General features: G+C 40.8%; 13 protein-coding genes, 1 tRNA gene and 1 other RNA gene. 9 read left to right on the top strand and 6 right to left on the bottom strand.

Going from position 1 to position 12896, the window contains the following annotated elements; translation table 11 throughout:
* The 6 genes from WC445_03940 to WC445_03965 are packed head-to-tail and all read right to left on the bottom strand — an operon-like array spanning nt 1 to nt 4887.
* The gene (locus WC445_03940) at nt 1–1905 is read right to left on the bottom strand and encodes a pilin (GenBank protein ID MFA5129081.1); all 1905 of its coding nucleotides are present in this window, start codon (nt 1903–1905) and stop codon (nt 1–3) included.
* A 9-nt stretch (nt 1906–1914) separates the two neighbouring features.
* Entirely contained in the window at nt 1915–2043 is a 129-nt protein-coding gene (locus WC445_03945; protein MFA5129082.1) for a hypothetical protein, read from the bottom strand.
* Between the two features lie 27 nt (nt 2044–2070).
* A complete protein-coding gene (gene porA / locus WC445_03950) occupies nt 2071–3216 on the bottom strand; it encodes a pyruvate ferredoxin oxidoreductase (GenBank protein MFA5129083.1) in 1146 nt (381 codons plus the stop codon).
* 3 nt (nt 3217–3219) lie between these two features.
* Complete coding sequence (locus WC445_03955) at nt 3220–3501, bottom strand: 4Fe-4S binding protein (protein MFA5129084.1); 282 nt, start codon at nt 3499–3501, stop codon at nt 3220–3222.
* A 15-nt stretch (nt 3502–3516) separates the two neighbouring features.
* A complete protein-coding gene (locus tag WC445_03960; GenBank protein ID MFA5129085.1) occupies nt 3517–4134 on the bottom strand; it encodes a pyruvate ferredoxin oxidoreductase subunit gamma in 618 nt (205 codons plus the stop codon).
* 9 nt (nt 4135–4143) lie between these two features.
* Nucleotides 4144–4887 (bottom strand): thioredoxin domain-containing protein, encoded by a 744-nt coding sequence (locus WC445_03965; protein ID MFA5129086.1) that lies wholly within the window; start codon nt 4885–4887, stop codon nt 4144–4146.
* Nucleotides 4888–4953: 66 nt separating this feature from the next.
* Here WC445_03965 and WC445_03970 point away from each other — a divergent pair, with 66 nt between their 5' ends.
* The 9 genes from WC445_03970 (at nt 4954) to WC445_04010 (ending at nt 12896) form a co-directional block, all read left to right on the top strand.
* Nucleotides 4954–5094: a hypothetical protein gene (locus WC445_03970; protein MFA5129087.1), complete on the top strand. Its 141-nt coding sequence runs from the start codon at nt 4954–4956 to the stop codon at nt 5092–5094.
* Between the two features lie 56 nt (nt 5095–5150).
* Nucleotides 5151–5363, top strand: coding sequence for a preprotein translocase subunit SecG (gene secG / locus WC445_03975; GenBank protein ID MFA5129088.1), 213 nt, complete (start codon nt 5151–5153; stop codon nt 5361–5363).
* An 81-nt stretch (nt 5364–5444) separates the two neighbouring features.
* Entirely contained in the window at nt 5445–7241 is a 1797-nt protein-coding gene (locus WC445_03980) for an ABC transporter substrate-binding protein (GenBank protein ID MFA5129089.1), read from the top strand.
* Between the two features lie 65 nt (nt 7242–7306).
* Nucleotides 7307–7390 (top strand) — tRNA-Leu (locus WC445_03985).
* Between the two features lie 70 nt (nt 7391–7460).
* Nucleotides 7461–9212, top strand: a complete 1752-nt coding sequence (locus WC445_03990; GenBank protein MFA5129090.1) for a ribonuclease J — start codon at nt 7461–7463, stop codon at nt 9210–9212.
* 9 nt (nt 9213–9221) lie between these two features.
* Nucleotides 9222–10202 carry a tryptophan--tRNA ligase gene (trpS, locus tag WC445_03995; protein ID MFA5129091.1) on the top strand — a complete coding sequence of 327 codons (981 nt, stop codon included), beginning with the start codon at nt 9222–9224 and terminating at the stop codon, nt 10200–10202.
* A gap of 209 nt (nt 10203–10411) precedes the next feature.
* Nucleotides 10412–10872: RNase P RNA component class A (gene rnpB / locus WC445_04000), an RNA gene on the top strand.
* A gap of 16 nt (nt 10873–10888) precedes the next feature.
* Nucleotides 10889–11476: a hypothetical protein gene (locus WC445_04005; protein ID MFA5129092.1), complete on the top strand. Its 588-nt coding sequence runs from the start codon at nt 10889–10891 to the stop codon at nt 11474–11476.
* A 7-nt stretch (nt 11477–11483) separates the two neighbouring features.
* Entirely contained in the window at nt 11484–12896 is a 1413-nt protein-coding gene (locus WC445_04010; GenBank protein MFA5129093.1) for a sugar transferase, read from the top strand.

Genomic DNA, 12896 nt, shown 5'->3' on the forward strand with positions numbered 1-12896 from the left:
TTATTGACAACGGCGGAGGGTTTTATCTTCTTTTTTAAAAAATGTGGCGTATCTGTGATAGGCTGCGTCATCATGACAGATTGAAGAACAATTACTGCCGCCGACAACAGAGTTTGGAGCTAACCATCCCTCAGTGCATGAGGGATCGGGATCTTGATAGCCTCGGCAACGAGTTAAAACATTTTTCAAGGTAACAGTTGTCCCACTGCAAGTTAGAGGAGCTTGGCAGTCGTCGTTTGTTTCACAAAGTTGCCCAAGTTTTTGTTTTTTAGTACTACTAAAACCAGAGTAGATTGGGCCAATAACATCACGGGCACAACATTTTGCCGCAGAACTAGCACCTGGAATAGGTCTGAAAGTAAGACCGGAAGCAGAGCAGAGATTACTTGTAAAAGGTGGGGAGTAGGCAATATCTCCAATTGAACCAGAATCCGGGTTCCAGGGTGCGTAATTTCCGAGACTTCGTTGGCAGTTAAAGGGTAGTTGGCAAGGATTTTCATTACAAATTTCCGTGTGCATCTCAACGCTCGTCATTCCGAGATTATCTTCAGGAGAAATATCTTGAATATTTTTTGTTTTTTCTGATTTGATATTGATTTTGTCATAGTCATGGCAACTTTTAATCTGTTTACAATCTATGGCTGCTAGGGCACAAGCTGCGTTACCGCGCAGGGGCGCATTAACATTGCACATCACTCCTTCGTAAACACCAACAGAGGCGATTATTGATCCAACGATAAGGGCCACGGTTGGATGTTTAATTACGGCTCTGACAGCTGACCGTGTTTCCCAAGCTCCGAGGCCGACTTCAGCCCCACCGATTACTTGGCCAAATTTTGACCCAGCTTGAGTAGCCTGTATCCCGGTTTTTGCTCCGCTGTATAAACTTTTCGCCCCCGTGTAAATGGCTACGACCATCCCAGCATCTTTTAGAAAAGCCGCGCTGCCAACGTCGGAAAGTAAATCGCAAGAAGCTGTTGGGTAGACACGGTAAATTATCCCGTTTTGAGATCTGGGTGTCCACTTTTGGCAAACTTCCGTAATATCTTGTTTCTCCGCGAGGACATAAATGCTTGATAAAAACTCCGTAGGATTTGTCGTAAAGCCTGGCTCATAGCCAAGTTTTTTTCTTCGTTCCGCCAAATAGAGATCCAGTCTTACTCCTGCAACTTTTTTACATTCAGCTACTGGTCCGAGTTCCTCGGGATTAATTTCACAATTTTCTTCGGGATTAGTGCAACTGCCGTAAGTGCATTTAGTAGGGACATTCTCATTTTCATCTGAAGTTTTAGGAATGCCCAGATCTCCGCACCTTTTGCCGCCGTTTTCTGGTTCAACTTCAATTCCCGCTTCTTCTAAATCTTCACAGAATTGGGTGATGGTTACAGAGGCGACGAGCGGAACTTTGGGAAATTTTAAATCAAGAAGAGCTGGGTTTACAGTTTGCAGTAAAAAGTAAGAAGATAAAGCTAAAATTAAACCGATTAAAGCATTACTGATATAACTTTTCGCGTTGGAAACGCGTTCAGGAGATCCGCCTGCCGTGAGATATAAGAGCCCACCAATCATAATCATAATGCCGGCTAAGATTCCTGTGATGGAAATTGTCCATTCGTAAAGTTGAGAAATATATTGTGCCGGGTCAGTAACTTCGCGGAGGCCGCCTAAAGAAATTTCTAAAGTCGCCGGCACGGGTTTGGCATAACAGAAACCGCGTCCTTCGCCGCAAATTGTTTCTTGCAATTCAAAACAGGCCTCGCAGCCAGAAGTTTTTTTTACGCAGTCAGATTTTGACCAGCATCGAGAACTCGCTTCGGTTGTTTGGGCTAAAGCTGGGTTTACAGAAATAAACAGCGTTAAGGTGATTACTGGCAGCAAAATAATTTTTATTAATTTTCTTGCCATAGTTATGAACTATTTTAAAGCTTGGCTTGAAAGATAAAAAATAACAAAAAACCCAACAACTTGAAGAACAAAAATGGCGACTAGAACTCCTAAAAATATTTTTGGTAAAATTTTTAGGACTTTGTCGAGATTTGGCATAAAATTATACATTTTTAAAATTTATTTTTAAGTAAAGAAGCGAGAGGCACAAGTTTTGTCGGCAAGACTTAGCTTTACAATTTTTTCAATATGTTCCGGAGTAACATCTCTGCCTCCAAGGCCGACGATAAAATTTGAAACCATGCCGATGGGGCAAAGATTTTTTATTTCATTCGCGACGATTCCGCCTTGGCCTAAAGATACGGATCGATCAAGAACAGCGACATGTTTTGGTTTATTCCGTAAAATTATTTTGGAAATTTCTTCGCCGGGGAAAGGGCGGAAGCATTTAATTTTTAAAATCCCGATTTCATTAAATATTTTTTCCTTTTTAAAAGTTGCTTTGATTGTTCCCAAAACAGATCCCATGGCAATAATCATTAGTTTTGGATTTTTGGGGCCAATATATTCAATCAAACCGTCACCTTTTTTCTTTCTTGAAAAATTTTTATTAAATTCTATTGATATATTTTTAATCAATTTTTTGCTAGCCAGCAAATTTTCGTGTAATTGTTTTCTGGCAAAAACATAACTTTCCGGCGTAGAAATTCCGCCAATGCTGACGGGATTTTTGGGATTAAGAAATCGGCCAGCCACAGGATTTCTTTTTGGTAAAAATTTGTCTACCAGTTTTTGGTCTGGAATATCAACTGGTTCAAAAGTGTGGGTCAGACTAAATCCGTCCACGCAAACCATGACCGGCAGATTCGTCTGCTCTGAAATTTTGTATGCTTGAATGTGAAGATCTGAAGCTTCTTGATTATCCTCGGCAAAAAGCATTATCCAGCCGGCATCCCTAACGGTCATCGCGTCCTGTTCATCATTCCAAATATTAATCGGAGCGGAAACGGCGCGATTAGCGCACGTCATAACGACTGGCAGATTAAGCCCGGCGATATTGAATAAAACCTCAGTCATTAAAAGCAAACCCTGCGATGCGCTAGCTGTGTAAACCCTTGCTCCTGCGCCTGAAGCGCCCAAAACGGCGGAAGCGGCAGCCATTTCACTTTCCATTTTTAAATATTGAAAGTTAGCAAGACCTTGCGCTTTAATTTTTGCTAAATTTTCCACGATATGGGTTTGGGGCGTGATAGGGTAAGTGGCTATCACGTCGGGGCGACAGAGTTTAATGGTTTCGGCGATAGCGCGTGAGCCTTCTAAAAATTTTTTCATAAATTATTTTTCTTCAAAATGCATAGAGATGGCTTTGACAGGGCATTCTTTAGCGCAAAGCCCGCAGCCTTTGCAAAAATCTAAATCACGATCGTAAAAAGTTAAACCTTTGGAATTTTTTTGGCCAGTAGAAAAACAAACTCCTTCTGGGCAAACGCGGTCGCAAAGCCCGCAGCCAATGCATTTTTCATGGTCAACAGTAGGATAAAAAATCCGCCAAGCGCCGGTTTTATTGGCAGTCGTTGTTCCGGGTTTGGCGATGAAGTCGATTTTTTTATCTGACATTTTATTTTGATTATTTTAACAAGTGACGGAAAATTTTTGTCCGCCGTCTACAGCTATTTTACATTTTTTTGCGGTAAAACAATAATCCGAATCTGAGCTGCAATGGCAATAAGCGGTATTCATAGCTTTAAGATTTTTTTCGGCGATATCTTTTTTGAAGCGGGAGGAGATAGCCGCATTTAAAGATTTTGGATTTAGGAGATCACACACCCCCGCGAAGGCGCCGAGTAAAATAGTATTAATAATGGGTTTTTCTAAAATCGCGAGAGCAATTTGTGTCGCAGGGATTGTTTGAATGGTGTTTTTTCCGAATATTTTTTTGAAATCAGCAGGGGATTTCTCGGTATTTATAATGATAAAAGTTTTTTTTGTGACGCCGCGCCGTACTTCAACCAAATTTATTAGAGTGGGATCTTGAATAATAAGATAATCAGGCTGGTAAATTTTTGAACGAAGTGTTATCGGTTCCGAGGAAATTCTGGCATAAGCCTCAACCGGGGCGCCGCGCCGCTCAATGCCAAAAGAAGGAAAGGCCTGTGAGAATTTTCCATCAAGGAAAGCTGCTTCGGCGATCAATTCGGCAGCCGTAACTGTGCCTTGGCCGCCGCGGCCATGCAAGCGTATTTCGATCATATAATTATGTTATGGAGTTTGTTTAGCCGAGAAAAAGTCAATAACTTTTTTGAAGTCGGCAACAGAAAGAACTCCTTCAATTTTTTCACCATTTATAAACCAAGTTGGAGTTCCGACGACACCCAGGGCTTGACCGTCCACGACATCTTTTAAAACAGCGCCTTTCCCTTGATAGCTATCCAGACATTTTTTAAATTGCTCCGTATCCAAACCAATTTCAGGGGCGTAAAGTTCAAAATTTTCCCTGCTTAAAGCTGAGCCTTCAAAAATTTTATCGCTCATCAGCCAAAATTTACCTTGGGAATGAGCGCATTCACCGGCAGTCGCCGCGAGCATGGAGTTTTGATGTATGTCGGTTAAGGGGAAATTTCTAAAAACAAAATTAACCTTGTCGCCATAGAGAGTTTCGGCCTCGTGCATCGCGGTCACGGCTTCTTTTGAGTATGGACATTCAAAATCAAAAAATCCAACGATTGTAAAAGGCGCGGTGGAGGAAGTTGATGGTTCGCCAGAGGGATTTAATTTAGAAAGATCAGGCGTGCCACTCGCAGCCGTTGCGGTGTTGGATTTTTGAAACATTATTTGACTAGGCAGGGGCATTTTTCCATTTTTGATTTGGCGATAATAATAATAAACTTGGCCGCCAATAATTAATGTAAAACTTAAAATCAAGCCGCCCACGACAAGAATTAAGACACCCCACCATTTTTTATACCATTTTTTGGAAATTTCTTCCGCGAAATTTTCCTCCATAATTTTGAAATAATAAAATATATTATCTAAATATGCTACAATTAAAGTATATCATAAATTGTTAATATGGGGTATCGCGAAGAATTGGAAAAAAAGCTGGAAAAAGAACAAGAAAGGCGGGAAAAGAAAAAGCGCCGTCATCATAAGGTCAGCGGCCGCGGAGTTTTTAAATTAAGAGAAATATTGAGCAAAAAAGGTCAGAATTGACAAAAAAGGAAGGTTTTGCTATTATTCTATACGTAAGGATTTTTCTCTAAATTAATATGAAATACATCAATATTATTCAAATTGTTGCTTCTGTCTTATTAATGGTGGTAATTCTGATGCAAAGTCGCGGCGCGAGTGTTGGCGGAGTTTTTGGTGGAGAAGGCGCGGTTTATCAGACAAAAAGGGGTCTTGAGAAGAAGCTGCACGTTGCGACTATTATTCTCTCGATTATATTTTTCGGTGCCGCTTTAGCAAATTTCCTCTTATAAATTTGGGCGGCGGATTCTAAATAAAAGGTGGAGAAAAACGACAATCAAAGAGTGAGTCGTAGTTTAAGATTAGTAAATCTAATGATTAAATTTTTTTTAGGTCGTTTTAAGAAAGAAGAAAAAAATGAACAGCTGGCCGCGAGAAGGCAGACTGATTTTGATAAAAAGTTAGTTTTTGCGTTGTCAAAATCAAGGATGCCAACTTTTAGCCAGTTGAAATATCTTCCCAAATATTTGGCTCGTTCGGAAAAATTTATTTTGTTGGGGCTTTTTATTATTATGCTTTCTGGGTTTGGTTTTTTGGCAGTAAAATTTGGTTTGGAAAAAATGGAACAAGTTCCTGATTTTGGTGGGGAGTATGTTGAGGGTTTGGTCGGTACGCCGCAATACGTTAATCCTATTTTAGCCCAGACAAACGACGTTGATATGGATTTATCGCGCTTAATTTTTTCCGGTCTTTTTAAATACGATGCCGCACGAATTCTTACCCCAGACCTCGCGGATAAATTTGAAGTGAGTGAAGACAAAAAAATTTACACAATTTATCTTAAAGATAACTTGGTGTGGCATGATGGAGAGAAGTTGACGGCTTCGGACGTCGTCTTCACAATATCTTTGATTAAAGATCCGCTCTTCCGGAGTCCGCTTTATTCCAGCTTTCGCGGCATAACGGCGGAAAAAGTTGATGACAAAACTTTAAAATTTACTTTGAATGAAGCCTACGCCCCATTTTTGGGAGTTTTGACTTTTGGCATTTTGCCGGAACATCTTTGGTATAATATTCCGGCGCAAAGCGCGAATTTGGCCGAGTATAACATTAAACCTATCGGTTCAGGGCCATTTAAATTTAAATCTTTGACTAAAGATAAAAGCGGCAGCATAAAAGTTTATACTTTAACCGCGAATAAAGATTTTTACGGCCAAAAACCGTATTTAGAAAAATTAGTTTTTAAATTTTATCCCGATTATAGCTCGGCCGTGGCTGCCCTGCAAAATAAAAATATTGAGGGAGTCAGTTTTTTACCAGAAGAAACAGAAAACACAATTCAAAGCAAAAAATTTAAAAAATATTTTCTTAGTTTGCCTCAATACACGGCGATCTTTTTTGACCAAAAAAATAATGAATTTTTAAAAGATAAGGCAGTTAGAAAGGCCTTGGCGGAAGGAATAGATAAAAATAAAATTGTTGAAGAGGCCTTAGGCCAAAAGGGAGAAGTAATTGACGGTCCGATTTTGCCGGGGCATACTGGTTATTCTCCGGATGTTAAAAAAATTGTTTTTGACCAAGGTTTGGCGTGGGAGACTTTGGAAAAGGCGGGTTTTAAACTGGCAGAAGGAGAAATTTTTCGTAAAAAAGGCGATAAAGTTTTGAAGATAACTTTAACAACAGTTGATCGGCTGGAGTATACGAAGGTCGCAGAAATTATTAAAACAGACTGGGAGGCGATTGGAGTGCAAGTTGAATTAAATATTATTTCTTCAACGAGAATCCAAAGAGAAGTTATTCGTCCGCGCGTTTATGAATCATTAATGCTTGGCACAATTCTTGGTTTTGACCCAGACCCTTTTCCGTTTTGGCATTCTTCTCAAATTGAAGATCCGGGACTCAACCTGTCTCTTTATGCCAACCGCAATGCCGATAAATTGCTTGAAGAAGCAAGGCAAACAGATAATACGGAAGAACGAGCAAAAAAATACCTTGAATTTCAAAATATTTTAGCCGACGATATTCCGGCCATTTTTCTCTATAGCCCTCGCTACACTTATGTTGTCAGTGCCGATGTCCTGGGGATCGATGTCGCGCGCATCAATGTTCCGAGCGACCGTTTCGCCGGAATTTCAAATTGGCATAAAGAAATAAAAAGACAGTGGAAATAGGAAATTTTAGATTTAAGATCGGGGATTTTAGATTTTAAAAAACGATAAGTTGATTGTTAAATTTTGCCCAGGTGGCGGAATTGGCAGACGCACTGGCTTCAGGTGCCAGCGATCGTAAGGTCATGGGAGTTCGAGTCTCCCCCTGGGCATGGAAATTCAAAATTAAAAATGCAAAATTAAAAATTTTTCATTTTTCATTTTTAACTTTTAATTTTTTATATGGTGTATTATAAAAAAACAAAAAAACAAAAAGGGCAGGGCAGCGGAAAATTTTTTTCCAAAGGCCCTGGAACGCCCAAACTAAAAGTGATTGTGCTCGGCGGCTTGGAAGAAGTCGGCCGAAACATGACTCTTTTGGAATATGAAAACGATATCATTTTAATTGATATGGGTTTGCAATTTCCGGAGGAAGACATGCCGGGAATTGATTATATTATTCCCAACATTTCTTATCTGAAAGGCAAGGAAAAAAATATTCGCGGCATAATTATTACTCACGGTCATTACGATCATATTGGCGGCATCCCGCATCTTGTTCCGCGCCTTGGTAATCCTACGATTTATGGCACGCAGTTAACTTTGGCCATTATTAAAAAACGTCAAGAAGATTATAAAAGCGCGAAATTGAATTTGGCTGTGGTAAAAACCGAGGATGTTATAACTTTGGGAAAATTCAAATTAGAATTTATTCATGTAAATCATAATATTCCGGATTCTGTGGCGGTTGTGGTACATACGCCAGTCGGAACGGTCGTGCACACTGGCGATTGGAAATTTGATTACACGCCGGTTGATGAACGGCCGGCTGATTTTGCGAAAATTGCCGAAGTCGGACGGCAGGGAGTTTTGGCCTTAATGTCCGACAGCACGAACGCTCCAGAAGAAGGTCACCAAATTTCTGAACATGAAATTGGAAAAAATTTAAAAACATTAATAGAAAAAGCGCCAGGAAGAATTATTATTGGAACATTTTCTTCCTTGCTTTCAAGGGTTGAACAAATTATTCGTATTGCTGAGGAAATGGGAAAGAAAGTCGCGGTTGATGGCTTCAGTATGAAGACTAATGTGGAAATTATGAGAATGCTCGGCTACCTCAAAGTAAGGCAGGGAACATTAATTGATATTGCTGACGTTCATAATTTCCCTCAGGAAAAAATTATCATTGTCTGCACTGGTGCTCAAGGAGAGGAACGCGCGGTTTTGATGAGAATTGCTAACGAAGAACATCGATTTGTGAGAATTGAACCGAAGGACACGGTTGTTTTTTCCTCATCGGTTGTGCCGGGAAACGAGCGGACAATTCAGCGATTGAAAGATACACTTTATCGCAAAGGCGCGGATGTTGTCCACTACAAAATGATGGATATTCACGCCGGCGGCCATGCCAAAGCGGAAGATATTAAACTGATGGTTCGTTTGGTTAATCCAAAATATTTTATTCCCATTGAAGGCAGCCATTCGCATCTTCGGTTGAACGCGAAAGTTGCCGAGAGTATTGGTTTTGATCCCAAAAATATTTTTGTGGCGGATAATGGTCAGGTGATGGAGTTTCAGGCAGCGTCAAAAGATTCTTATGGCGCGACGGGACGGCTTACCCCGCAGCATGTTCCGTCCGACTACGTGATGGTGGACGGCCTTGGCGTGGGCGATGTGAGTCAAGTTGTGTTGCGCGATCGGAAGATGATGGCTGAAGACGGAATGATTGTTATTATCACTACGATTGACGCAAAGACGGGTTATTTAATTGGCAGTCCGGATATTATTTCCCGTGGGTTTGTTTATATGCGGGAAAGCAAAGAATTAATCGAACAGGTTCGCGCCAAGGTGAAAAAATTAATTTCTGATCGCGATCCGAAATCCGCGGCAGATAATGTCTTCATCAAAAATAAAATCCGCGACAACATCGGCCAATTTCTCTTTACCAAAACCGAACGCCGGCCAATGGTACTTCCAGTCATAATTGAGGTATAATATAAATATATGAAACCATGCGTTTTTTCAGGAATAAGACCATCTGGAAGATTGCACATCGGCAATTATTTTGGCGCAATTCAGAATTGGTTAAAACTTCAGGACGAAGCCGATTGCATTTTTGCTGTGGTTGATTATCACGGCATGACCACGCCCTACGATCCGAAAGAAATGATGAAGGAAAAATATGAAGTGGTGTTGGATTATCTGGCCGCTGGGATTGATCCGAAAAAAAGTACGTTGATTGTCCAGTCCCACGTTCCGGAACACGCTGAACTTGCCTGGATTTTGGGGACAATCACGCCAGTTTCCTGGCTGGAACGCGTGCCGACTTTCAAAGAAAAAGTGGCGTTGCATCCAGAATATATAAATCTCGGACTTTTATCTTATCCGGTTTTGATGGCGGCGGATATTTTGATTTATAAAGCAAATATCGTGCCGGTCGGAGAAGATCAGCTGCCGCATATTGAACTGGCGCGGGAAATTGCCAACCGTTTTAATAAAATGTTTGGCAAAACTTTTCCTTTGCCCAAAGAAGCGCTGACAAAAGGGGCAAGGATAATGTCCTTAGATGATCCGACGAAAAAAATGAGCAAGACCGGCGGCGGGGGAATTTTACTTTCTGATACGCCGGAAGAAATTTGGAAAAAATTGGCGCCGGCCGTTACTGATCCAGCAAGAAAGCGGGCGACCGATCCGGGTACTCCAGAAATTTGTAATATTTATAGTTTGCATAAAATAATGTCTTTGCCCGAGCAAATAAAAATGGTGGCGGATTCTTGCCGCCATGCTAAATTTGGATGTCTTGATTGCAAAAATATTTTAGTTAAAAATATAGCTGATGAGTTTGAGGATTTTAGAAAGAAAAGAAAAGAGTTGGAAAAGAATCCAGAAAAAGTTCAGGAAATCTTGCGAGTCGGCGCGGAGCGAGCAAGAAAATTGGCCGCCGAAACTTTGGCTGAAGTGAAAAAGAAAACGGGGTTGGGGTAGAATTCCAAAATCCAAAGCTCAAATGTCAAATCAAATCCAAAATATCAATGTCAAAATTTAGATTTTAGATTTTAATCATTGATTTGTCATTTAGATTTTGACATTTGGATTTTTAGCATCATGGTCTAGTAATTTTGAACGTGAAAAAGGTCTTGACATTATCTATAAATTGTGTTATTTTAAGAGATATTTTGGTACCTTAAAATTTATCCGAGTAATGGGTAATCGCTCTCATTTTTCCGTTTAAGATCGGGGAAAAGGGGGAGGAAAGTCCGGACACCGTTTCGACATAAAGTCGAAAGAGAGATAGTCGCTAACAGCGACGGGGAGTATGCATTGTTGTTTGTGTTGCGTCTGCCGTTTACGCGGCGGGGGCAGCTTAATCGAACATCATTTGATGAAGCCCACGGACAGTGCAACAGAAAATATACCGCTCGAATCCCGACGAAAGTCGGGGTGAGACCCCGCAGTATTGCGGGGCGGGTAAGGTTGAAATCGTGAGGTAAGAGCTCACGCGGGACAGCCTGGTGACAGGCGCCGTGGAAAACACCTATCCGGTGCAAGGCAAAAATAGCCGCTTGAGGTTGCGAGCAATCGTGATCCCAGATAGATGATTACCGTTTCGCATCATTGCGGGATACAGAATCCGGCTTATAGTTACTCGGATAAATTTTAGGGGATCACTTATGAAAGAATTTATTAAAGTTCAAGATAAAAATTTATTTTTGTTAAACACGGAATTGTTGGGGTTAAGAGAGGCGCAACTATGGATTGGTTCGAGGGTTGAAGGTCCGACTGATAATAATGACGAGCGGGTTTTAAAGGAACGAGCCGAAGAAGAAACAAACAAAAATACGCCGGGTCATCGCATTTCTGGCATTGAAGCAGTCGATCTTTTAGAGAGTGAAAAATTTCCCGGTTGGCTTGAAGTTGATACCTCTGATTGGCAACCCGGCATTTATCGATTTAATATTCATAGCAAAGCTTACGTCCAATCGGCTAAAGGAACTCCGTTGCGGCCCATTCGTGATGGCCAATATTCATGGCCAGGTTTTTCTGAAGAGGATTTAATGAATTTCTGCGACGAGCAAAAAAGTTTTCTGTATTTAGAAAAAAATAAGGCAGGGTTTTGCATGCGAATAGAAAAAACGGAAGATGGAGGAATAAGGCCGGCGGGCGATGGGCGGGAATGGATAAAAAATTGGTCAGAAATAAAAAAAGGAGTTGAACAACATCATGCTGATAAAGTAAATCTTGGCAGACAAACTAAATAACATTATTATGCTCAAAAAATCAGAACTTATTTTTTCCGTCATCTTGGTTCCTCTGGATTTTTTAATGCTCATCTTGGCAGCTCTGGCTGCTTATTTTTTAAGATTTGAAACATTTGCCGCTCTGCGACCGATTATTTATGAAATGCCTTTTGGTAATTTTTTAAATATCGCGGCGCTCACAGGTTTTCTTTGGCTTGCTATTTTTGCCCTCTCTGGACTTTACACGATTGGCGGAACGAGGCGAATTTTAGACGAACTCGCCAAAATTTTTTTAGCGTGTTCTGCCGGTTTAGCTGTCATAATTGTTTTGATTTTTTTCAATCGTGATTTATTTTCTTCCCGCTTTATAATTCTTGCTGCCTGGATCTTTGCCATTATTTTTGTGAGTTTTGGCCGGTTAGCCACGCGCTTTATTCAACGGGCGTTTTTTCGTCGAGGTATTGGCGTTCATCGAGTTGTGATTGTCGGTGAAGATAAAGCGGCTGATATTTTAGTTAATGAATTTTATAAAAATTCAGGGCTTGGCTTAAAGGTTATTAAAAGATACAAGAAATTTGATGACGAAGCGGCGAGGGAGCTTGAAGAAATTTATCGGGCTGTCGGAGTTGACGAAATAATTCAGGCGCAAGGAGGAGCGAGTCGGGAGGAGACGATGAATCTTATTGATTTCTGCAACGAGCATCACATAGTTTTTAAGTATTCGGCTGATATTTTTTCCGTACAAGCAGCTAAAATTGATATCCGTGATTATGCCGGTGTGCCGGTTGCGGAAATTAAAAGAACTCGCCTTGAAGGTTGGGGGAGAATTTATAAAAGAATTTTTGATATTATTGGTTCGTTGATTTTGATGATTCTTTTTTCGCCGATCATGATTTTAACGGCTATTGCCATTAAGCTAGATTCTCGCGGTCCGATTTTTTGGAGCAAACTGGATGATGGAACGCCCGTAGAGAGAGTCGGCCAGAATGGCACCCCCTTTCATTACTTTAAATTTCGATCCATGAAGCCGCACACCCATAATTTGCGCTACACAGCGCTGGCCGAGCAGGATTTTAGAAAAGGGCCGCTTGTTAAAATTAAAGATGATCCGCGAATCACGCGCGTGGGAAAATTTATCCGACGTTTCAGTATTGATGAGTTGCCAGAGTTTTTTTTAGTGTTGACTGGAAAAATGAGTTTGGCTGGTCCGCGGCCGCATTTGCCCGAAGAGGTTGCTAGGTATAAAAAACACCACAAAAAAGTTTTAATTGTTAAGCCGGGCATCACGGGTCTTGCTCAAATTTCCGGTCGGGCCGATCTTGATTTTGAAGAAGAAGTTAAAATTGATGTATATTATATTGAAAATTGGTCGCTAAAACTCGATTTGTATATTTTGTTTAAAACCCCTTTAGTTGTTTTATTCGGCAAGGGGAGTGCCTAG

It is taken from the genome of Patescibacteria group bacterium (genome assembly GCA_041650995.1).
Taxonomy (GTDB): Bacteria; Patescibacteriota; Patescibacteriia; order XYB2-FULL-38-15; family XYB2-FULL-38-15; genus JAHIRI01.